This window comes from Mycobacterium malmoense (genome assembly GCF_019645855.1).
GTDB classification, from domain to species: Bacteria; Actinomycetota; Actinomycetes; order Mycobacteriales; family Mycobacteriaceae; genus Mycobacterium; species Mycobacterium malmoense.
Genome location: NZ_CP080999.1, coordinates 2,218,442 through 2,239,744, shown reverse-complemented (window position 1 = coordinate 2,239,744; position 21,303 = coordinate 2,218,442). Strand labels below are relative to the sequence as shown.

Below are 21,303 nucleotides of genomic sequence, written 5' to 3'. Positions count from 1 at the left end.
ATTGGGTTAGGTGCCCTGGATTACGGCACACGCTCCCAGGACGGTTGTGGAAAGATAGTTTGCCGCGTTTGCCAGATGGTTGTCGGCCGGCGAATACGTCGGCACGGCCTGGGCAAAAGCCCGGCGGTACTGAGCGGAGAGATTGGCGAAATCCTGCCAGATGAGATTGGCGCTGCCGCGACCCAGCTCTTCCAGGTTGCCGGCGAATGTGTTCATCACCTGCGCCGCGGCGAAATTGGCCGCCTTTTGCTCCGCGCTCCACAGGATCGACGGAATGCTCGGATTGATGCTCTGCCACGCGGTGGTTTGTTCGGCGAACCGATCCAGCGCCGCCTTCCACTTAGCGCAGGTGGGATTGGGACTCGTGAGGAACGGCAGCGGGTTGGTCGGGTTGCCGACAGGCGCGACCTTTGCCGGCGGCGCCGCGGGCGGCACCATCGGTCCACGCGCCGCCGCCGACCCGTCGACGATGGCGGTGCATATCGCGCCGAGCGCCGAAGCCGCACTGTTCGCGGTGCCGGCGAAGTTGTCGTCGGCGGGGGTGTATTTCGGAACATGCATGGCGTAGGCGAACGCATAGGCAATGAATTGCTCGTAGAGCTCCCGCATGATCCGGTGCGGCGTCAGCTTGACCAGGCCGACGGTCTGCGAGGCCGCGTTACGCATCGACTGGGCCGCGGCCATAAACTGCACGCGCTGTTTGTCGTTCCACGCCGAAGCCGGGACCGACCGGTCGCGGTCGTTCCAGAGCCCCTGCCCATCGTTGGCCAGCGAATTGTTGATCGACGACCACGCCGGGCAGCTGGGGTCGTCGGTGATCACCGCGGCCGGCCCGTCGTCATGGGCGCTGGCAACTCCAGGCGCAGGCTCCTGGTTCGAACTGGTCCCCTGAGTTGCAGACGAATTGTTTCCGGAATCGCTGCCGTTGAAAAACAACACCACCGCAAGGATGATCGCCAATGCGGCGACCACAGTCACCGCACCCAGTGCTCGTTTCAGGTTCTTTTTGTCATCCGGCTCGTCGATGTCATCGTCGTCGTCATCGTCATCGTCGTCCAGCTCGTCGATCTCAGACTTCACGCTCGGCAGCTTAAATGAGAACGCGTTGCACTGTCGACGGATTCGCAATTCGCGCGCATCCCGCGGCTGGCCGACGGTAGCAAGCGGATGTCGGCGGGACGACACGGCTGGGGCAACCTCAACCGGCGACCGCTCCGGGTTCGGGGAACGGCGCCCCGAACTCGGTCACCGGCTGCAAGCCACGCTTGCGGGCCTTCGCGGCGGCCTGGCGGATCAGCTTGTAGATTCCGACGAACGCGGCGTGATCGGTCATCACCAATGGCGACAACAACCGGTTGTGCACCAACGCGAACGCCACCCCTTCGGCAGGGCAGGCCCAGCCGACCGAACCGCCCATCCCCACGTGGCCGAAGCCCGGCATCACGTTCCCGATCGGCAGGCTGTGGTAGCCGAGGTGGAAAGCCAACGGCACGAACAGGTTTCGATCCGGACGCAGGCTCCGCCGACCGGTCAAACCCGCAACCAGCTCGCGGGACAAGAACTGTGTGCCGTCGATCTCGCCGCCGTTGGCGATCGCCCCGTACATGCGCGCCAGCGCACGAGCCGTCACCACCCCGTTGGCCGCCGGGATCTCGGCGTCCAGCAACGGAACCTCACCCTGGACCGCGGCGATCATGCCCGGGAAATACATCGACCGGAATCCGCCCGACAGCTCGTTGGCGACCCTGCGCATCACATAGTTGACAACCGGGTTGGCGACGATGTTCTGCGGCATGATGATCTCGGCGACCCGCGTCGACGCTTCCACCGGCGGCCGGCCCAGATACATGCCGTCGGTGTCCAACGGCTCGGCGAGCTCCTCACGGATCAGCGCACGCATGCCTTTCCCGGTCACCGCCCGGGCCAGCCCGGACATCAGCCAACCGAACGTCAGCGCGTGATATGCCGATTTGCCCAGCAGGCGTCCCGGAGGCGCGGCCGCCAGCCGCTCTTCCATGACGACGTGATCCAGCAAGTCTTCCTGGGTGGCGCCGCGCAGACCCGACAGGCCGGCCTGGTGCCTCATCACCTCGCGCACGGTCAGGGCGGACTTGCCGTTGGCCGCGAACTCCGGCCAGTATTCAGCAACCGGGGCGTCGTAGTCGATCAGCCCGCGGTCGGCGAGCCGGTGGATGACCGTGGCGGTCATCCCCTTGGTCGCCGAGAACACCATCGGAGCGGTATCGGCCGTCCACGGCAGCTGGCCGCACCGGTCAGCCCAGCCGGTCCAGACATCGACGGCGGGCTGGCCGTCGACATACACCGCCAGCGCCCCGCCACCGAACCGGCGCCCGGGGAACATGGTGGAAAAGCTACGAATGGCGCAAGCAAAGTGTGGGTCCGCCGCGCCGAACACACGATGACCCGCGCCAGGGGCATCGTGGGGAAGGACCGCGCGGCGATCGACCCCGGTTTCCACCGTCACGCTTTCGAATTTACTTGGATTTCACACGGGCCAAGGGCAAACAATGATGAATTTACCTTTCCGTTAGCGAGACGCGGCGTCCAGTATTTGCTGGGCCGCGAGCGCGGGGGTCAGCTCCCCTGACTTGACTTGCCGCTCGACGTCGGCGCGGATCTTGCGGACGTCCGGGTGGAAGAGCACCCGGTCCAGCACCGTGTCGCGGACCATCTGCCAGGTCCAGTCGACCTGCTGGGCCCGTCGGCGCGCCTCGAACTCGCCGGCGTCGGTGAGCACCTGGCGATGACGCTCGATGGTGTCCCACAGCTCCGTCAGCCCGGTCCCCTCCGTCGCGCTCATCGTGAGAACCGGTGGGCGCCAGAGTGTTTCACGCGGGTGGATCAACCTGATCGCCGCGGATAGTTCGCGCGCGGCCGACCGTGCCTCCTTCAGGTGCTCCCCGTCGGCTTTGTTCACCACGACGACGTCGGCCAGCTCCAGCGCGCCCTTTTTGATGCCCTGCAGCTGGTCGCCGCTGCGCGCCAGGGTCAACAACACGAACGTGTCGACCATGTTGGCCACGGCCACCTCGGACTGGCCGACGCCGACGGTTTCGATCAGGATCACGTCGAACCCGGCGGCCTCCAGCAGCACGATGGTTTCCCGGGTGGCCTTTGCCACCCCGCCCAGCGTGCCCGACGTCGGCGAGGGACGGATGTAGGCGTCGGGGTGCACCGCCAGGCGCGCCATCCGGGTCTTGTCGCCAAGGATCGAGCCGCCGGTGCGGGTCGATGAGGGGTCGACGGCCAGCACGGCCACCCGGTGGCCCCGCTCGATCAGATGCATGCCGAGTGACTCGATGGTGGTGGACTTTCCGACTCCCGGGACCCCGGTGATGCCGACGCGATGGGCGTTGCCCGAGTCGGGCAGCAGCTCGAGCAGCAGCTTTTGCGCCTTTTCGTGATGGTCGGCGCGGGTGGACTCCAGCAGCGTGATGGCTCGCGGCAGCGCCGCGCGGTCGCCTTTGCGAACGGCCTCGGCCAACTTCTCGATCGTTTGCGGACTCATATGGCCGTCACCGCGCGCGAGCGTAACGTCACCGCGAAATTGTGGGCGGTTTTTCGCACTGGCGTTACGCTCGCGGGCAAGGGCTGGGTCACTGGCCGAGGTCGTATCCCAGCCGCTCGGCGAGCTTGTGCAGCAAGTCGATTGCGGCGTCGGCGATCACCGTCCCGGGCGGGAAGATGGCGGCGGCCCCGGCGGCGTACAGCTCGTCGAAGTCGCCGGGCGGGATGACGCCGCCGACCACGATCATGATGTCGGGCCGTCCCACTTCGGCCAGCGCGTCGCGCAGCGCCGGCACCAGCGTCAGGTGCCCGGCGGCCAGCGAGGACACCCCGACGACGTGCACGTCGTTGTCGGCGGCCTGGCGGGCCACCTCCTCAGGCGTGGAGAACAGCGATCCGACGTCGACGTCGAACCCAATGTCGGCGAAGGCCGTCGCGATCACCTTCTGCCCACGGTCATGGCCGTCCTGGCCCATCTTGGCCACCAGGATCCTGGGCCGGCGTCCGTCGGCCTCCGCGAACTTCTTGACCAATTCGGTGGCGGCTGCGATGTTGGTGGCCTTTCCGGCTTCGTGACGGTAGACCCCGGCGATGGTACGGATCTCCGCCTGGTGACGGCCATACACCTTCTCCAGCGCGTCGGAAATCTCCCCGACCGTGGCCTTGGCGCGCGCGGCGTCGATGGCCAGCGCCAGCAGGTTGTTGCCCAGGCCATCTTCACCGGCGCGGCCATGGGCGGCCGCGGCGCGGGACAGCTCGGCCAGGGCGGCGTCGACGACCGACTGGTCCCGATTCGCCCGCAGCTCTTGCAGTTTCGCCAGCTGTTCGGCGCGCACCCGGCTGTTCTCGACCTTGAGGACCTCGATCTCCTGATCCTCGTCGACCTGATACTTGTTGACCCCGATCACGGGTTGCTGGCCCGAGTCGATGCGGGCCTGGGTGCGCGCGGCCGCCTCCTCGATGCGCAGCTTGGGGATGCCGTCGCCGATCGCCTGGGCCATGCCGCCATGCTCGGCGATCTCGGTCATGTGGGCGCGGGCCCGTTGCGCGAGCTGGTGGGTCAGCCACTCCACGTAATAGGAGCCGCCCCACGGGTCGATCGGCCTGGTGGTACCCGATTCCTGCTGCAGGACCAGCTGGGTGTTGCGCGCGATGCGGGCGGAGAAGTCGGTGGGCAGCGCGAGCGCCTCGTCGAGGGCGTTGGTGTGCAGCGACTGGGTGTGGCCCTGGGTCGCGGCCATCGCCTCGATGCAGGTGCGCGCGACGTTGTTGAAGGCGTCCTGGGCGGTCAGCGACCAGCCCGAGGTCTGCGAATGTGTGCGCAGCGACCGCGATTTCGGGTTCTTGGCGCCGAATCCGGCGACGAGTTCGCTCCACAGCAGCCGGCCGGCCCGCAGCTTGGCGACTTCCATGAAGAAGTTCATCCCGATGCCCCAGAAGAACGACAGCCGGGGCGCGAACTTGTCGATGTCCAGCCCGGCGTCCAGGCCCGCCTTGATGTAGTCGACGCCGTCGGCCAACGTGTAGGCGAGCTCCAAATCCGCTGTGGCGCCGGCCTCTTGAATGTGATAGCCGGAGATCGAGATCGAGTTGAACTTCGGCATCTTGGCGCTGGTGTAGGCGAAGATGTCGGAGATGATACGCATCGACGGCTTGGGTGGATAGATGTAGGTATTGCGCACCATGAACTCTTTGAGGATGTCGTTCTGGATGGTGCCGGCCAGCTTTTCCGGCGGCACACCCTGCTCCTCGGCGGCCACCACGTACAGCGCCAGGATCGGCAGCACGGCACCGTTCATCGTCATCGACACGCTTACCGCCGACAGGTCGATGCCGTCGAACAGCTGCCGCATGTCGAGGATGGAATCGATTGCCACACCGGCCATTCCGACGTCACCCTGGACGCGGGGATGGTCGGAGTCGTAGCCGCGGTGGGTGGCCAGGTCGAAGGCCACCGACAGGCCCTTCTGGCCGGCGGCCAGGTTGCGGCGGTAAAAGGCGTTGGAATCCGCGGCGGTGGAGAACCCGGCGTACTGGCGAATCGTCCAGGGCTGGTTGACATACATCGTCGGGTAGGGGCCACGCACGAAGGGCGGCTCGCCGGGGAAACTGTTCAGCGGGTAGCCGTCGGCCACGACGGCGGCACGGTCGGCGGCGATGTAGACCGGTTTGACGTCAATGCCTTCCGGCGTGTGCCACTGCAGCTGATCGGGGGTGTAGCCGTGCGCCGACGCGGCGGCGGCGACGTGTTTTTCCGCGGCGGCCTCGGTGGGCGGCCGCGTTTCGCGATCGCCGTGTAGCGGAACATCCGAGAAACTGCCAACGGTACCGGTCGTCGCCGGAGCCGCTTGGTCGGCGATATCATTAACAGTCATCGCGGCTATGCTCCCAATCGGGTAAGCAGATTCGACAAGGCTTGGACCGCATCGATTTTCGCGGTCAGAAATTCGTCCGGCCGGCACCGGGCGTCACCCAGCGCCCGTTCGGGTCCCGCCAAATAAACCCGCGAGACCCCGGCGTTGCGGGCCGCCTCGACGATGTCCACGGCTTCCTCGTGGTAGCGCTTGTCGGTGCCGCAGATCACCGCCACGACGGGCGATCCCTCGGCGGAGAATTCGGCGACCGCCGCGGCGACCCCGGCCGCGTCGACGGGCCCCGGGTTGATCGCCTCGATACCGCCGGACGCCAGTAGGTTGGCCGCGAACGTCGTCCGGATGTTGTGCTCGGCCAACGGCCCCGCCGGCAGCAGCAGCGCCCGCGGACGCGCGCCGGTGCGGGCCAGATGGGCGTCCGAGCGGTCCCGCAACGCTTCGAATCCGGAGGCGTAGTGCCGCACCGTCGACGCCGAATCGCCTTGCGGCAGAGCGGGTTCGGCCAGGTTCGGGTATTCGTTGACGCCGGTGATCGCGGTGCGGCGATGCGCGATGTCGTCGGCGCGCCGCGTGGCTACCTCGGCGATCCGTTCGGCGACGTAGCCTCGGGCGTCGGCGAATCCGCCGCGGGCCTCGATCTCCTGGAAGCGCTGCCAAGCCTGGGAAGCCAGCCGCTCGGTGAGGTCCTCGACGAACCACGACCCGCCGGCGGGGTCCAACACCTGGCCGACGTGCGACTCCTCCAGGAGCAGCAGCTGGGTGTTGCGGGCGATCCGGCGTGCGAAGCCCCTCGCCACGCCGGGGAAGCCGCCCGGGATCGCCGCGTCGAACGGGGACACCAGCACGGTGTCGGCGCCACCGACCCCGGCCCCGAACGCGGCCAGCGTGCCGCGCAGCATGTTCACCCACGGATCCCGCTGGGTCATCATCGGCAGCGAGGTCTCCGCGTGCACGACGGCCGCGCCGCCCTCCGGGTCACCGACCACCTCGGCGACGCGCGCCCACAGTCGACGCGCCGCGCGCATCTTGGCGATCGTCATGAACTGGTCGTCGTCGGCGGCGAGCCGAAAGCTGATCTGCCGCAACGCCTCGCCGACCGCGATCCCGGCGGCGGTGAGCACCCGCAGGTAGGCCACCGCGGCCGCAATACTGCCGGCCAGCTCCCAGGTCGCATTGGCACCCAGATTGTGGAATGCGGGACCGTCGACGGTGATCGCTCGCACGCCGCCGTTGCCGGCCACCCGCCTGGCGACCGCGACCACCCGCTCCAGCGACGGGCTCCCCCGGCCGCTCAGCTGCGCGGTCAGCGGGTCGCCGCCCAGGTCGATCGACACGGCGGTGCGCCTGTCCGGATCCAGCTGATCGACCAGCGCCAGCAGGGCATCGCCGACCTCGGCGTAGTCGGCGCCCGCGTCGAGGATCACCGGCGCCAGGTCCAGGTACACCCCCGACAGCAGCTGCTTAAGCTCCCCGGCCGCTATCCCGGACTCCCCCACCCGAATCAGCAGCGCGCTCACGCCGTCGCCGAGCGCGGACAACACGGCCGCGTTGTGGTCGGGGCCGCCGGGAGCAGGGAACGCCTCGGCGACCTTCCAGCCGGAGTTGACGTCGCGCAGCGCGTCGCCGCCGCGCACGTAGGGCCACTCGCCGGGCAGCGGCGGCTCCGGCAGCTCGTCGAGCGCGGTGTAGAGCGCCCGGATGGCGATCCCCTCATAGGTCGGGGTTTCCAGCAGCCGCTCCGGCTCTTCCCCCAACTCTTCGGGGTCCTTGCGGGTGCTCTTGGACAGCACACCGGCGACCGCAGTGCGCCAACGCCCGCGAACCTGTTCTAGGTCGGCGAGCTCGGGTACCTCTATGGACACCGATTGCTCCCTTTTTCCCAGCAAATTGGCAGTGACGCGTGGGTTGCCCGGGGTCTGCCAGTTACTAATCAGGCTAATTGATCGAGGCGCTCCGCTAAAAACCGCGAGGTGTGGGCGATCGCGGCGGGAAGCCTCGGGACAGCCTCGGGACGCCTCGTGACACCCAAGAAACGCCAGCCTCGGGATACGAGTTATTCATCTGGGCCCCGTAACCTTGACAGGCGTGATGGCTTCCGCCACCAGCAGAATCAACGAGACGCTGCGTGATCTCGGCCGCGCGCTCGGCGCGGCCGCGCGGCAGCTGTCCCGCCCACGCGCGGTCGGGACAGTGGTCGGCGTCACCGCCCTGGTTGCGGTGGCGCTGCTGGTTCCGCTGCCCACCCCGGTGCAGCTGCGCGACTGGGCGCAATCGGTGGGCCCGTGGTTTCCGCTGGCGTTCCTGATGGCGCACGCCGTCGTCACGGTGGTGCCAATCCCCCGCACGGCGTTCACCTTGGCCGCGGGGCTGCTGTTCGGCCCGGTGCTGGGTGTTGCCATCGCGGTGGTGGCCAGCACCGCGAGCGCGATGGCCGCCATGTTGCTGGTGCGCGCGGCTGGGTGGCAGCTCAATCGCCTGGTTCGCCACCGATCGATCGACACGGTCGACGAGCGGTTGCGGCAACGTGGCTGGCTGGCCATTTTGTCGCTGCGATTGATACCCGCCGTGCCGTTTTCGGCGATCAACTACGCCGCCGGCGCGTCGGCCGTGCGGGTGCTGCCTTACGCGTTGGCCACGCTGGCCGGTCTGCTTCCCGGCACCGCTGCCGTGGTGATCCTCGGCGACGCGCTGGCCGGTCACCCCAGCCCGCTGCTCTACCTGGTGTCGCTGTGCACGGGCGCTTTGGGGCTGACGGGCCTGGTCGTCGAGATTAAGCATTACCGCCGGCACCATCGCCGCAAGATGGGAAGCGCCTCGCACGGCGACGAGCCTTCTCCCGAGCCGGCCACCATCGGCTGACCGCGCAGCTCCCTGCGGCTGCGCCCTAAGGACGGCTTTCCTCGCGTTCGATGAACTGAATGCCTACCATCCCCAGACAGCGACTTGCCCCAGCCAGCGTTATGCCTGCGATGCTGCTATTGTGCAGGCATGGTTGCGATTACGATTCGTGGCGTCCCCGATCAAGTCCGCGACGAACTGGCCGCGCGCGCCGCGCGTTCTGGGCAGTCACTGCAGGAGTACCTGCGTGGTCTGCTCGTCGCGACGGCGGACAAGCCGGCAGCGCGCGACGTCGTCGCCCGCGCCCGCGCCCGGGTGAACGCGACGGGAGCGTGCCTCGACGCGGCCGCCATCCTCGCTGCCAAAGACGCCGAGCGTCGGTGAACGACCGCGTCGTCTGCGACGCGTCGGCGGTGGTGGCCGTCCTACTGGATTCCGGCAGTGACGGGCAGTGGGCCACAACACAATTGACGGAAGCGGATCTCTTCGCACCCACGTTGTTGCCGTACGAATGCGCCAACGTCATCAGGCGGGCAGAACTGGGCGGAGCGATCGGCGCCGACCAGGCCGCGCAAGCCCACGCCGATCTACTCGATCTCGCGGTAGACCTGTGGCCATACGACGTGCTGGCGTCCCGTATCCGGGAACTAAGGGCCAATCTGTCCAGCTACGACGCCGCGTACGTCGCGCTCGCTGAGATCTTGGCCGTTCCCCTGGTGACCTTGGACCAACGCATCCCGCGAGCGCCCGGCATCACCTGTTCGGTGTCGGTCCCCGGCTTCGGCTGACGACGATGCGGCGCTATTCCACGCGCCGCGTTCCGGCCAGGTCGCGCGCCTCCTGACGGGTCTCGACCGACGGCCCCGAACCCAGCAGCGGCTTGCCGGCGACCTCGGGGGTGAACAGCAGCGTCACGAAACCGACCAAGCCGGCGCACATGAGCATGTAGGCCGGCATCATCGGATTGCCGGTGCCGGCCACCAGCGTCTCGGCGATCAGCGGCGTGGTGCCGCCGAACGCCGACACAGAGATGTTGAATCCGATGGACACCGCCCCGTAGCGCACGTTGGTGGGAAACAGCGCCGGCAGGACCGCCGGTTCGATGCTGCTCAAGAACAGCATGGCCAGGCCGACGAGCAGCACGCCGAGGAATTTTGTCGGGTAACCCCCGCCGAACCGCATCAACGAAAACGCGGGTATCGAGACCGTGATCAGCAGCCCGCAGCCCGTCCACAGCAGCGGTTTGACGCCGACGCGGTCGGAGAGCATCGCGACGAGCAGCACGCCGGCGCTCAGTACGGCCAACACCGCCAGGACCATCACCAGTGCCAGAGTGTCTGGCAGGCCTACGGTCTTCTTCAGGTAGGTCGGCACGTATCCGCTGAGCATGTAGCTGGTGTCGCTGATGGCAAGCTCCAGGCCGATGCAGATCAGCAGCGCCCTCCACTGCTGTACGACCGTCCGCCTGAACTGCGTGCGGCCCGAGGTCGGCTCCGCGGCCGCGTGCATCTCCTCGTAATCGGGCGACTCGTCGATCCGCGAGCGCAGGTACACCGCAACCAGGCCCAACGGAGCGGCGAGGATGAACGGCACGCGCCAGCCCCAGGCCAGCATGTCGGCGGTGGGCAGGGCGGTCTGCAGCACCGTCACCAGCGTGGCACCCACCACGAAACCGCTCAGCGTGCCCACCGGCAAGAAGCCGGCGAACATCCCCCGTTTGTGGTCGGGGGCATGTTCGGCGATGAAGGTCATGGCGCCCGCGTACTCCCCACCGGAGGAAAGGCCCTGGCAGATCCGAACGGCCGTGAGCAGCACCGGCGCCCAGACCCCGATGGTGTGGTAGACGGGCAGGACGCCGGTCGCCGCCGCACACACCGCCATCAGCGAGATCGTCATCACCAAGACGGGCTTACGCCCGATGCGGTCGCCGAGCGGGCCGAAGATAAACCCACCGAGCGGCCGCACGACGAATCCCGCCGTCATCGTGCCGAAGGTGGCGATGAGGTTGCCCGCGCCGGAATTTTCCCCGGGATAAAACTTCTGCGCGAGGATGGTGGCGACAAGGCTGAACAGGGTGAAGTCGTACGCCTCCATGAAGTTGCCGATCGCCGTGCCCTGGATTGACCGACGCGTCACCCCGGTGTCGACGACCATGATCTCGTCGCGCGCCCACGTTTCGCGGGAGCCTTTGCCGGCTTTTCGACTCATTGAGAAGATTTCTTACCCGAAATGCCCGGCCTCCATGCGGCCCGCCTCATCACTTGGACGAGAATCACAAGGATGGCACGGTCTGCAAAAGCATCCCCTATCGCCCGAATCGGCGCGCGGCTGCTGCGGTCGCGTCGTCTCATGCGCGCGCCGACGTGGATCTACAAGGCCCGGGCGGGCGCACTGTTCGGCTCGCGGATCCTGATGCTCGAACACATCGGCCGCACTTCCGGCGCGCGGCGCTACGTCGTCCTCGAGGTCGTCGACCACCCCGCCCCGGACACCTACGTCGTCGCCTCCGGCTTCGGCCGAAAAGCCCAGTGGTTCCGCAACATTCAGGCCAACCCGCGGGTACGCGTCTACGCCGGCAGCCACGCACCGGCGGCCGCCGTCGCACGCGTCCTCGACCAACCGGAAGCCGACCGCACGCTGGCCGCCTACCGCGGCCGCCACGCCCGGGCGTGGGAGCGGTTCAAACCGGTGCTGGAGGAAACCCTCGGCGCGCCGATCACCGACACCAACACGCCCTTGCCGATGGTGGAGCTGAGGCTGTCTTAGGCCCGGTCGGGACCCTGCACCGTCATCACCGCGAACGTCGCCAGGAATGACGCCGCCGGAACGGTGTTCACCACCTTGTCCCGGGCCCGAATGTGCGCGCCGACGGCCAACACGAAATACAGCGTCAGCATCGCCGTCGTCAGCCTCGCCAAGGCCGGGAACCAGGTCACCGACAGCAGACCGACCGCGGCCGCGGCCTTGACGACCGGCAGCACCGGGCGAACGTTGTCCGGGACCCCCAGGTCGTCGAGGACCTTCTTGATGGGAGCCACCTGGACCGCGCAGGCCACCGCGTCGCCGGCATGGAAAGCGGCAAGGGCCGCATACGCCTTGGGTGAAGTCAGAACACTCATGCCGCAAGCTTATTGACTCAACTCCGGCGGCGCTCCCGGCCGTCCGTCCACCGGCTGACGGGCTATCGCCTCGGCCTTGGCCACCGCCTGGGCGATCATCGGGTCGGTCTCGGTGGAAAACCAGTCGGCGACCTCGGCGTCGTCGTCGGGGGTGTGCTGGGGTGCGTCATCGACCGGGGACGGCTCGAACCGGAAGACGCCGTCTTCGCCCGGGGTGCCCAGCAGCCTGGTGAACCCCTGCAACGCCGCGCTGAAGTCGCTGGGCACCACCCACACCTTGTTGGCGTCGCCCCGGGCCATCTCCGGCAGTGTCTGCAGGTACTGGTAGGCCAGCATCTCCGGGGTGGGCCTGCCGGCCTTGATCGCGGCGAACGTCTTCTCGATGGCCTTGGCCTGCCCCTGCGCCTGCAGGTACGCCGCGGCGCGGTCACCCTGGGCGCGCAGCATCCGCGACTGCCGGTCGGCCTCGGCGGCCAGGATCGCGGCCTGCTTGGCCCCCTCGGCCGCCAGGATCTGCGCCTGCTTTTGGCCCTCGGCCTCCTTGATCGCCGCCTCGCGCATGCCTTCGGCGGTCAGGATCATCGCCCGCTTCTCCCGGTCGGCCTTCATTTGCTTTTCCATCGAGGCCTGGATCGACGGCGGCGGGTCGATGCTGCGCAGCTCGACCCGCGCCACCCGCAGCCCCCAGCGACCGGTGGCCTCGTCGAGCACGCCGCGCAGCTGGCCGTTGATCTGGTCGCGGGAGGTCAGCGTCTGCTCCAGCGTCATGCCGCCGACCACGTTGCGCAGCGTGGTCGTGGTCAGCTGCTCGACCCCGACGATGTAGTTGCTGATTTCGTAGACGGCCGCCTGCGGGCTGGTGACCTGGAAGTAGACGACGGTGTCGATGTTCAGCGTCAGGTTGTCCTCGGTGATCACCGGCTGCGGCGGGAACGACACCACCCGCTCGCGCAGGTCCACCCGGGCGCGGATGCGGTCGATGAACGGCACCAACAGCGTCAGCTGCCCGCTGATCGTGCGGCTGTATCGACCCAGGCGCTCGATCACCGCGGCCTCGGCCTGCGGAATCAGCGCAACGGATTTGGCCACCACGACGATCGCAAAGACCACCAGCGCGACCGCCACCACCAGGAGAGCAACTTCACCGTGCATCGCGCTTCCTCCCATTTCTGCATCGGGGATTACATGCTTTTGAACACCACCGCGGTGGCGCCGTTGATCTGCATGACGGTCACCCGCTCGCCGGGCTCGTACACGTCGTCCTCGTTGAGGGGGCGCGCCGTCCACACCTGGCCGTCCAGCCTCACCTGGCCTGCGTCGCGGGCGACCCGGTCGAGCACCAGCGCGCTCTTGCCCTCCAGCGCCTCGATGCCGGTCGGCAGTCCCTTCGCGGGGCTCAGCCGCCGCCGCAGCGCCGGCCTCACCAGGACCAGCAGCAAGACCGAAATCACCAGGAACACCGCCGCGTCGGCCCACAGCGGCCAGCCCAGCAACCAGCTGCTCCCCGCGGCGGCCAGCGCGCCGCCGGAAAGCATCAACAGGGACATGTCGCCGCTCAGCGCCTCCGCGCCGGCAAGCACCAGCGCGAATATGAGCCAAATCACCGCGGCGGGCATGCGGTCAGAATACGCGTGATCAGCCTTTGCCGGATCGAACAACTACACTCCGAGGTCATGTGGTGTCCCAGCGTTTCGCTGTCGGTATGGGCCAACGCCTGGCTCGCGGGCAAGGCCGCGCCCGACGACGTTTTGGACGCGTTATCTCTTTGGGCGCCAAAGCAATCGGTCACCGCGTATGATGCCGTCGCCGCGGGGCACACGGGGCTGCCGTGGCCCGATGTCCACGACGCCGGGACCGTCACGTTGTTACAGACGCTGCGCGCGGCGGTTGGCCGGTCGGCTTCGCCCGGTGTTCCGTGTCGTTTGCGGGGGACGATCAACGTGGTGTTGCCGGTGCCGGGTGACGTGCGCGGGCTGGCCGCGGGAACGCAGTTCGAGCGCGATGCCCTGGCCGCCGGTGAGGCGATCATCGTCACCAACCCCGACGATCCCGCCGCCGCCGTCGGGCTGGTGCCCGAGTTCTCCTACGACGATTCCGACGAGGCGGGCCCGCCGGAATTGTGCGCGCTGTCGTGGACGGTGTACTCGCTGCCCGGTGCGCCCGTGTTCGACCACCACGAGCTGGGCGACGCCGAGTACACGTTGCGGTCGGCGGTGCGTTCGGCCGCTGACGCGCTCGTCGCGATTGGGCCGGGAGGCGCCGCGTCCGACGTCGACGACCCGCGCGGGCTCGTCGAGCGGCTGCTGGAATCCGCACGGCAACACCGCATTCCGGACCATGCGCCGTCGCGCGCGTTGCGGGTCCTGGAGAATGCCGCGCACGTCGACGCGATCATCGCGGTCAGCGCCGGGCTCAATCGACCGTCCGACGCCGTGACGGACCGCATCGTCACCGCGATTGGGGCGCAGTCATCGTCGGAGGCTCGGATCGCCAACGATGCGCTGCGGCCGCTCACCGCGGTGGTGCGTTCGGCGCGGATGGCCGCGGTCACCGCGATCCTGCACTCGGCCTGGCCCGACTAGTCCTGATGGCGGCGACCCGCTTCGCCCGGTCCCCCGCGCTCGCGATCGCCGCTAACCGCTTTCCCGCGCAACGCAATGCGGTGGGCGGCACGGCTCGCCGTTGACGCCGGCGAGGCAGCCCGGCACCGGATTGGCACCGCTCACCCGTAGCGGCTCACGGCCGTATCGGAGTTCGTCGATCAGGCCCCCGGCCAGCCGCGCGAGTCGCCGGTCGGCGTTGGGCGTCGCGGCCCGGGCAAACGCCAAGCCCGCCGCCTCGGCCTGCTCTCGCAATTCGTGGTCGAGATCCCACACCACCTCGATGTGGTCGGCGACAAACCCGATCGGGCAGACGATGACGGCTTTGGTGCCCGCTTCGGCCAGCGTCGTCAGGTGGTCGGCGACGTCGGGCTCCAGCCAGGGAACCTGCGGCGGGCCCGATCGCGACTGCCAGACCAGGTCGTAGTCGGCGTATCCGGCGGCCGCCGCGACAAGCCTTGTGGCATAGGCTACTTGGCGACTGTACAGCCGCGGGCCGAAGCGCTGGTCGGCGGCAACCGGAACCGAATGCGCGGTGAACACCAAGCGCGCGCCGGCGGGCACGGTGCCGGCCGCCGCCGCGATGGCGCCGGCGAACATCTCGACGAAGAGCGGGTGGTCGAAGTAGGGCCGCAGCTTGACCAGCTCGGGCGCGTCCGGCCCGGCCGCTCGCCGCGCCCGGGCGATGTCTTCGGTGTACTGTGCGCAGCTGGAGTATCCGCTCCACGCCGACGTGGTGAACACCGCGGCACGCCGAATGCCGTTGTCGCGCATAGCCGCAACGGCGTCTTCGACGTAGGGTTCCCAGTTGCGGTTGCCGAAGTACACCGGCAGGTCCAGTTCGGCTTCCAGCTCGGTGATCAGCGCCCGGTTGATCCGGTTGATCGGTGAGACCCCGCCGAAATGCAGGTAGTGCTGGGCGACGTCGTCAAGGCGTTCGGGTGGCACGTTGCGTCCCCGGGTGACGTTCTCCAGGAATGGCCGCACCTGCTCGGGCCCTTCCGGCCCGCCGAAGGATAGCAGCAGGACCGCGTCAAATTCCATTGCGTCCTAGAGCAATTGGGTGCTGGCGCCGCCGTCGGCGTAGATGACGGTGCCCGTGGTTGCCGGCAGCCACTCCGAGAGCAGGGCGCACACCGTCTTGGCGACCGGCGTGGGGTCCTTCATGTTCCAGCCCAGCGGCGCCCGCTGGTCCCAGCCCTCCTCGAGCAGGTGTATCTGGGCGCCGGCCTCCTCACCCAGCGCTCCGCCGACGATCGCGCTCATCGCGAGCGTCCGGATCGGCCCTGCCGCAACAAGATTCGAGCGCACGCCGTACTTGCCGGCCTCGCGGGCTACGAACCGGTTCACCGACTCCAGCGCGCTCTTGGCGACCGTCATCCAGTTGTAGGCCGGCATGGCACGGCTGGGGTCGAAGTCCATGCCGACGATGCCGCCGCCGGGGTTCATGATCGGCAGCAGCGCCTTGGCCAGCGAGGCGTACGAGTACGCGGAGATGTGGATGCCCTTGGCGACGTCCTCGTAGGGCGCGTCGAAGAACGGGTTGATGCCCATCCCGCTCTGCGGCATGAAGCCGATCGAATGCACCACGCCGTCGAGCTTGTTGCCCTCACCGATCACCTCGGTCACCCGCTCGCCGAGGGTGTCCAGGTGCTTCTCGTTTTGCACGTCGAGCTCGAGCAGCGGGGCCTGCCGCGGCAGCCGGTCGGCGATGCGCTGGATCAGCCGCAGCCGGTCGAACCCGGTCAGCACCAGTTCGGCCCCCTGCTCCTGGGCCACCCGCGCGATGTGAAACGCGATCGACGAGTCGGTAATGATCCCGGTGACCAGAATCCGCTTGCCTTCGAGCAGTCCTGCCATGTCCATCCTCTCAGTGGCCCATGCCGGCGCCGCCGTCGACCGGGATGACCGCGCCCGAGATGTACGAGGCGTCCTCGGACGCCAGGAAGCTGACGACCCCGGCGATCTCCCCGACTTTGCCGATGCGGCCCAACGGAATTGCCTGCTGCGCCATTTCCACGTACTTGGGTTCCATGGCGCGGGTCATGTCGGTGTCGATGAAACCGGGGGCCACCACGTTGGCGGTGATCGAGCGCGACCCCAGCTCACGGGTCAGCGACCGGGCCATCCCGACCAGCCCGGCCTTGGACGCGGCGTAGTTCGCCTGCCCGGGCAGGCCGGTCAACCCGACGACGGACCCCATGAAGATGTAGCGCCCGAACCGGTGCTTGATCATGTTGCGCGACGCCCGCTTGGCGACCCGGAAAACACCGGTCAGGTTGGCGTCGATGACCTTCTGGAATTGCTCCTCGCTCATCCGCATGATCAGCATGTCGGAGGTGACTCCGGCGTTGGCCACCAGCACCTCCACCGGGCCCTGCCGCTCCTCGACGGCCTTGAAGGCGGCGTCGACGGCGTCGTTGTCGGTGACGTCGCACTCGACGCCGAACAAACCTTCGGGGGCGCCGGACGACCGGTGCGTCACCGCGACGCGGTGCCCGTCGGCGGCCAGCCGGCGCGCCACCGCCAGCCCGATTCCCCGGTTTCCCCCGGTGACCAGGACCGAACGGGATACGAACGCGGGTCTGCCGTCGGTGGCTGTGTCAGTCACCCCGTCAACCTATCGCCTCACCGCGGCGGGGCTGCAATCGGCTCATCGCGAGCTGAAGGCACCATGCGCTTCGCGAGCGTAACGCCACCGCGAAAATGTAAGCGGGATTTCGCAGTGGCGTTCCACTCGTGGGCGTTGTCGGTGTGGGTCGGCACACTTCCGACCATGACGGACCCGTTTTTGGGCAGTGAGGCCCTGGCTGCAGGCAAGTTGACGCCCTATGAGCTGCGGAGTCGATTTGTCACGCTCCATCAGGACGTGTACATCCCACAAGGCACCGAGCTCACGCCGGCGTTGCGGGCCAAAGCATGTTGGCTGCGCTCGCGCCGCCGCGGCATCCTCGCCGGCTTCTCCGCCTCCGCCATGCACGGTGCGAAGTGGATCGATCCGGACCGGCCGGCCGCAATCGTCGACACCAACCGTCGACACGCAGCGGGGGTGCAGGTATGGGAAGAACGCATCGAGGCCGACGAGATCGCGGTCGTCGGCGGCATGCGCGTCACGACGTCGGCGCGAACGGCGCTCGATCTGGCGAGCCATTACCCGACGGACGTCGCGGTCGCTGCCATCGATGCCCTCGCGCAGGCGACCGAGTTGAAGCTGGCCGACATCGAGCTTCTGGTCGACCGCTATCGGGGCCGCCGCGGCATCAAGGCGGCCCGAGCCGCTCTCGAACTCGTTGACGGCGGCGCGCAGTCGCCGAAGGAAACGTGGCTGCGTCTGCTCCTGGTGCGGGCCGGGTTTCCGCGTCCGCAGACGCAGATCCCCGTCCGCAACGAATGGGGTTGGGCGGAGGCCTATTTGGACATGGGTTGGGAGAACATCAAGGTCGCGGCCGAGTATGACGGCGATCAACATCGTTCCAGCCGTGCGCAATACGTGAAGGACATCCGCCGTAGTGAAAAATTGGAGCACCACTACGGGTGGATCGTGATCCGCGTGGTCGCCGAGGACCATCCCGCCGACATCATCCGCCGAGTGGCCGCGGCACGCGCTTCGCGAACGTAACGCCACTGCCAAAAGCGGGCTTGGATTTCGCAGTGGCGTTACGCTCGCGACGCAAGACGCTGTAAGACGGGCGCAAGAAGGGGAAGGTTAGCCGGGCAGGCGGCGGTTGATCAGCAGCGCGGCCAGCGCCGCCAGCGCCAACACCAGCGCACCCAGCCGCAGCCAGCCCACGCTGGCGTCGCCCTTGATCGTCTCGTAGCCGATCTGCTGCTGCAGCGTCGCGTAGACGCCCTTCAGCTCCTGCAGGTTGGAGGCGCTGTAGGAGTTGCCCCCGGAGAGCTGGGCCACCTTCTTGAGCGTCTCGTCGTCGACGGGCACCGGCTGGCGCTGGTCGTTGATCTCGACGAAGCCGTACGGGGTGCCGAACGAGATCGTCGAGATCGGCACGCCCTGGTCCTTGGCGGTGCGCGCGGCGGTGAAGGCGCCCTTGGGGTTGTCCGGGTTGGTCGGCATCGTCTCCTTGCCGTCGGAGAACAACACGATGCGCGCCGGCGGCGGCGTGTCGCCGCCGCCGATCACCGCGCCAACGGTGGCGATGGCCTGCAAAGCGGTGAAGATGCCCTCGCCTGTGGCGGTGCGGTCGGCGTACTGCAGCTTGTCCAGCGCGTTCTTGGTCGCCTCCCGGTTGGTCGTCGGCGACACCAGCACCGTCGCGGTCCCGGCATAGGCGATCAGGCCCAGGTTGATGCCCGGGGTGAGCTCGTCGGCGAACTGCTTGGCGGCCTCCTGCGCGGCGGCCATCCGGGTGGGGGGCACGTCGGTGGCGCGCATGGACTGCGACACGTCGATCACCAGCATCACCACCGCACGGTTGCGGGGAATCCGGACGTCGTTGGTCGGCCCCGCCATCGCGATGGTGAACAGCACCAGCGCCAACACCAGCAGGATCGCCGGCAGGTGCCGCCAGCGCGAAGGCCGTTTGGGCGCAACACTTTCCAGCAGATCCATGTTGGCGAACCGCAGCATCCGCCGCTGGCGCGCCAGTTGCAGCACGATATACAGCGCGGCCAATCCGAAGACGACGAAAAGGAAAAGGAAAAACCACGAGTGCGCGAAGCCGGACAGCGTCATCGGGCCCAGCAAAGGCAGAGTCACTGGCGCCCTGCCAGGGCCCCGCGGCGGCGGGACTCGACGAAGCGGACGATGTCGGCGATCCAGTCCCGGTCGGTGCGCAGCGTCATCATCGGGGCCCCGCAGCTGCGGATGGTGCGGGCCACCTCGGCGCGGTGCGCCGCCGCGGCCTTGGCGAAGTCGTCGCGCAGCTGCGCGTTGATGGTGAACTCGCGGGTGACACCGGATTCGGCGTCCTGCAGCACGACGTCGCCGATGTCGGGCAGCTCGACGTCGCGGGGATCGAGCACCTCGATGGCCAGCACCTCGTGGCGCGCGGCGATCGCCCGCAGCGGCCGCATCCAGTTGATCGGACCGAGGAAGTCGCTGATGATCACCGCCATCCCCCGGCGGCGTTCCGGCCGTCGCAGCGCGTCGATGGCCGTCGCCAGATCCCCGCGCACACCGACCGGCGCCCTGGGCGTCGTCGCGATGGTGCGCAACAGCGTCTGCTCGTGCTGGCGCCCGGAGCGGGCCGGCACCCGCGTGACCGTCGCGCCGTTGGCGATGATCGCGCCAAACCGGTTGCCGCCGCCGCTGTTGAGGAACGTGATCGCCGCCGAGGCCGCGATGGCCAGGTCGCGCTTCTCGCACCCCACGGTGCCGAAGTCCAGGCTGGCCGACATGTCGACCACCAGCCAGGTCTCCAGTTCGCGGTCGGCGATCATCTGCCGGACGTGCGGGTGCGCGGTGCGCGCGGTGACGGCCCAGTCCATCCGCCGCACGTCGTCACCGGGCTGGTACTCCCGCGACTCCCCCGGCTCCGATCCCGGTCCCGGGATCAGGCCGAGATGGTCGCCGTGCAGGACACCGTCGAGCTTGCGCCGGACGGTGAGCTCGAGATTGCGCAGCGCCGCCGCCAGCTTCGGGTCCTCGATCTGCCCGCGCTGAAACGACGGCGGATGCAGCACCGCCGGCTCCTGGGGATTAGTCACCGACCGCTAGCCGCGCCCGCGGCCTGCATCACCGGCGGCACCGAATGGCCTTGCTGCGGAACGGCGTTCACCTGCGGCAGGGCGACCGTCTGCAGGACTCGGTTGATGACGATCTCCGGTGAGATCTCGTCGGCGAGCGCGTCGTAGGTGAGCACCAACCGGTGCCGCAGCACGTCGGGAATGACCTCCACGACGTCCTGCGGGATCACATAGTCGCGGCCCCGCACCAGCGCCAGCGAGCGAGCACCGGCGATGATGCCCAGCGAGGCCCGCGGGGACGCGCCGAACGAGATCCAGGTCTTGACGTCGTTCATCCCCAGCTGCTCGGGGTGACGGGTGGCGGTGACGACGCGCACCACGTAGTCGACCAGGGCGTGGTGGACGAAGACGTTGGCCGCGATGTCCTGCAGCCGCAGCAGGTCGCCGGTGTTCAGGATCTGCTTGGGCACCGGCGGCTTGACACCCATCCGGTAGATGATCTCCCGCTCCTCTTCCGGCGACGGGTAGCCCACGTTGATCTTGAACAGGAAGCGGTCGCGCTGGGCCTCGGGCAGCGGGTAGACACCCTCGTGCTCGATCGGGTTCTGGGTGGCCATCACCAGGAACGGGTTGGGCAGCGGGAAGGTCTTGCCGCCGATCGACACGTGGCGTTCCTGCATGACCTCCAGCAGCGCCGACTGCACCTTCGCCGGCGCGCGGTTGATCTCGTCGGCGAGCAGGAAGTTGACCACCACCGGGCCGAGCTCGGTGTCGAACTCCTCCTTGCCCTGCCGGTAGATGCGGGTGCCGATGATGTCGGTGGGGACCAGGTCGGGGGTGAACTGGATGCGGGCGAACGTCCCGCCGACCACGCGGGCGAACGTCTCCACGGCCAGCGTCTTGGCCACGCCGGGCACACCCTCGAGCAGCACGTGGCCCTTGGACAGCAGCCCGACCAGCATCCGCTCCACGAGCTGGTCCTGGCCGACGATGATCCGTTTGACCTCGAAGATGGCCCTCTCCAGCGTGTGGACCTCGGCGGCCAGCCCATTACCGCCACCGGGCGGCGCTTCATGGGCCGGCGGGCCGGACTGCCCACCCGGGCCCGAGTAACTGCTGGCGCCCGGGGGCGGCCCACCTGCTGACGTCATCAAGAACCCTCCACAGCTCAATCGGACACGACTGCTGGCACGACCAATGTCG

The 21,303-nt window shown here is 68.2% G+C and carries 21 protein-coding genes; 6 read left to right on the top strand and 15 right to left on the bottom strand.

Annotated features, from left to right (window positions below):
* Nucleotides 1-6: 6 nt before the first annotated feature.
* The 5 genes from K3U93_RS10510 to mutA all read right to left on the bottom strand — a co-directional run bounded on the left by K3U93_RS10510 (nucleotide 7) and on the right by mutA (nucleotide 7,762).
* Nucleotides 7-1,185, bottom strand: a complete 1,179-nt coding sequence (locus K3U93_RS10510; RefSeq protein WP_230981629.1) for an ESX-1 system-associated protein — start codon at nucleotides 1,183-1,185, stop codon at nucleotides 7-9.
* A 13-nt stretch (nucleotides 1,186-1,198) separates the two neighbouring features.
* Nucleotides 1,199-2,485 carry an esterase/beta-lactamase LipL gene (lipL, locus tag K3U93_RS10505; protein ID WP_083010900.1) on the bottom strand — a complete coding sequence of 429 codons (1,287 nt, stop codon included), beginning with the start codon at nucleotides 2,483-2,485 and terminating at the stop codon, nucleotides 1,199-1,201.
* 63 nt (nucleotides 2,486-2,548) lie between these two features.
* Nucleotides 2,549-3,529 (bottom strand): methylmalonyl Co-A mutase-associated GTPase MeaB, encoded by a 981-nt coding sequence (gene meaB / locus K3U93_RS10500; RefSeq protein WP_083010899.1) that lies wholly within the window; start codon nucleotides 3,527-3,529, stop codon nucleotides 2,549-2,551.
* 88 nt (nucleotides 3,530-3,617) lie between these two features.
* The gene (gene scpA / locus K3U93_RS10495) at nucleotides 3,618-5,903 is read right to left on the bottom strand and encodes a methylmalonyl-CoA mutase (RefSeq protein ID WP_083010898.1); all 2,286 of its coding nucleotides are present in this window, start codon (nucleotides 5,901-5,903) and stop codon (nucleotides 3,618-3,620) included.
* Between the two features lie 5 nt (nucleotides 5,904-5,908).
* Nucleotides 5,909-7,762 (bottom strand): methylmalonyl-CoA mutase small subunit, encoded by a 1,854-nt coding sequence (gene mutA / locus K3U93_RS10490; protein ID WP_083010897.1) that lies wholly within the window; start codon nucleotides 7,760-7,762, stop codon nucleotides 5,909-5,911.
* Nucleotides 7,763-7,988: 226 nt separating this feature from the next.
* Between mutA and K3U93_RS10485 the strand changes: the two genes are divergently transcribed.
* The 3 genes from K3U93_RS10485 (at nucleotide 7,989) to K3U93_RS10475 (ending at nucleotide 9,526) form a co-directional block, all read left to right on the top strand.
* On the top strand, nucleotides 7,989-8,759 hold the full coding sequence (locus K3U93_RS10485) for a TVP38/TMEM64 family protein (protein WP_083010896.1): 771 nt from the start codon (nucleotides 7,989-7,991) through the stop codon (nucleotides 8,757-8,759).
* A gap of 129 nt (nucleotides 8,760-8,888) precedes the next feature.
* Nucleotides 8,889-9,122 carry a FitA-like ribbon-helix-helix domain-containing protein gene (locus tag K3U93_RS10480; RefSeq protein WP_071513471.1) on the top strand — a complete coding sequence of 78 codons (234 nt, stop codon included), beginning with the start codon at nucleotides 8,889-8,891 and terminating at the stop codon, nucleotides 9,120-9,122.
* Entirely contained in the window at nucleotides 9,119-9,526 is a 408-nt protein-coding gene (locus tag K3U93_RS10475; protein ID WP_217808429.1) for a type II toxin-antitoxin system VapC family toxin, read from the top strand. The genes K3U93_RS10480 and K3U93_RS10475 overlap by 4 nt, the downstream gene beginning before the upstream one ends.
* Before the next feature lie 13 nt (nucleotides 9,527-9,539).
* Here the strand turns inward: K3U93_RS10475 and K3U93_RS10470 are convergent, their stop codons facing one another.
* Nucleotides 9,540-10,892 (bottom strand): MFS transporter, encoded by a 1,353-nt coding sequence (locus tag K3U93_RS10470; RefSeq protein ID WP_230981668.1) that lies wholly within the window; start codon nucleotides 10,890-10,892, stop codon nucleotides 9,540-9,542.
* Between the two features lie 195 nt (nucleotides 10,893-11,087).
* Between K3U93_RS10470 and K3U93_RS10465 the strand changes: the two genes are divergently transcribed.
* On the top strand, nucleotides 11,088-11,504 hold the full coding sequence (locus tag K3U93_RS10465; protein ID WP_139797001.1) for a nitroreductase family deazaflavin-dependent oxidoreductase: 417 nt from the start codon (nucleotides 11,088-11,090) through the stop codon (nucleotides 11,502-11,504).
* Here the strand turns inward: K3U93_RS10465 and K3U93_RS10460 are convergent.
* From K3U93_RS10460 to K3U93_RS10450, 3 genes are read right to left on the bottom strand one after another with little or no spacing between them, the layout of a single operon-like run.
* Nucleotides 11,501-11,857 (bottom strand): DoxX family protein, encoded by a 357-nt coding sequence (locus K3U93_RS10460; RefSeq protein ID WP_083010892.1) that lies wholly within the window; start codon nucleotides 11,855-11,857, stop codon nucleotides 11,501-11,503. The two genes, K3U93_RS10465 and K3U93_RS10460, sit on opposite strands and share 4 nt — an antisense overlap.
* Before the next feature lie 9 nt (nucleotides 11,858-11,866).
* The gene (locus K3U93_RS10455) at nucleotides 11,867-13,009 is read right to left on the bottom strand and encodes an SPFH domain-containing protein (RefSeq protein WP_083010891.1); all 1,143 of its coding nucleotides are present in this window, start codon (nucleotides 13,007-13,009) and stop codon (nucleotides 11,867-11,869) included.
* A gap of 29 nt (nucleotides 13,010-13,038) precedes the next feature.
* Nucleotides 13,039-13,473, bottom strand: a complete 435-nt coding sequence (locus tag K3U93_RS10450; protein ID WP_071513476.1) for an NfeD family protein — start codon at nucleotides 13,471-13,473, stop codon at nucleotides 13,039-13,041.
* A 57-nt stretch (nucleotides 13,474-13,530) separates the two neighbouring features.
* Here K3U93_RS10450 and K3U93_RS10445 point away from each other — a divergent pair, with 57 nt between their 5' ends.
* Entirely contained in the window at nucleotides 13,531-14,439 is a 909-nt protein-coding gene (locus K3U93_RS10445; protein WP_083010890.1) for an Rv1486c family protein, read from the top strand.
* A 51-nt stretch (nucleotides 14,440-14,490) separates the two neighbouring features.
* Here K3U93_RS10445 and K3U93_RS10440 read toward each other — a convergent pair whose 3' ends face one another.
* The 3 genes from K3U93_RS10440 to fabG1 are packed head-to-tail and all read right to left on the bottom strand — an operon-like array spanning nucleotide 14,491 to nucleotide 17,068.
* Nucleotides 14,491-15,501, bottom strand: a complete 1,011-nt coding sequence (locus K3U93_RS10440; protein WP_083010889.1) for a ferrochelatase — start codon at nucleotides 15,499-15,501, stop codon at nucleotides 14,491-14,493.
* Nucleotides 15,502-15,507: 6 nt separating this feature from the next.
* Nucleotides 15,508-16,317 (bottom strand): NADH-dependent enoyl-ACP reductase InhA, encoded by an 810-nt coding sequence (gene inhA / locus K3U93_RS10435; protein ID WP_071513535.1) that lies wholly within the window; start codon nucleotides 16,315-16,317, stop codon nucleotides 15,508-15,510.
* Nucleotides 16,318-16,327: 10 nt separating this feature from the next.
* Nucleotides 16,328-17,068, bottom strand: a complete 741-nt coding sequence (gene fabG1 / locus K3U93_RS10430; protein WP_083010888.1) for a 3-oxoacyl-ACP reductase FabG1 — start codon at nucleotides 17,066-17,068, stop codon at nucleotides 16,328-16,330.
* A gap of 165 nt (nucleotides 17,069-17,233) precedes the next feature.
* On the opposite strand from fabG1, the gene K3U93_RS10425 reads away from it, so the two are divergent.
* Entirely contained in the window at nucleotides 17,234-18,076 is an 843-nt protein-coding gene (locus K3U93_RS10425) for a type IV toxin-antitoxin system AbiEi family antitoxin (protein WP_083010914.1), read from the top strand.
* A gap of 87 nt (nucleotides 18,077-18,163) precedes the next feature.
* Here the strand turns inward: K3U93_RS10425 and K3U93_RS10420 are convergent, their stop codons facing one another.
* From K3U93_RS10420 to moxR1, 3 genes are read right to left on the bottom strand one after another with little or no spacing between them, the layout of a single operon-like run.
* On the bottom strand, nucleotides 18,164-19,171 hold the full coding sequence (locus K3U93_RS10420) for a VWA domain-containing protein (RefSeq protein ID WP_071513480.1): 1,008 nt from the start codon (nucleotides 19,169-19,171) through the stop codon (nucleotides 18,164-18,166).
* Entirely contained in the window at nucleotides 19,168-20,121 is a 954-nt protein-coding gene (locus K3U93_RS10415) for a DUF58 domain-containing protein (RefSeq protein WP_071513481.1), read from the bottom strand. The genes K3U93_RS10420 and K3U93_RS10415 overlap by 4 nt, the downstream gene beginning before the upstream one ends.
* Entirely contained in the window at nucleotides 20,118-21,251 is a 1,134-nt protein-coding gene (gene moxR1 / locus K3U93_RS10410; RefSeq protein WP_071513482.1) for a chaperone MoxR1, read from the bottom strand. The genes K3U93_RS10415 and moxR1 overlap by 4 nt, the downstream gene beginning before the upstream one ends.
* Nucleotides 21,252-21,303 lie beyond the last annotated feature (52 nt).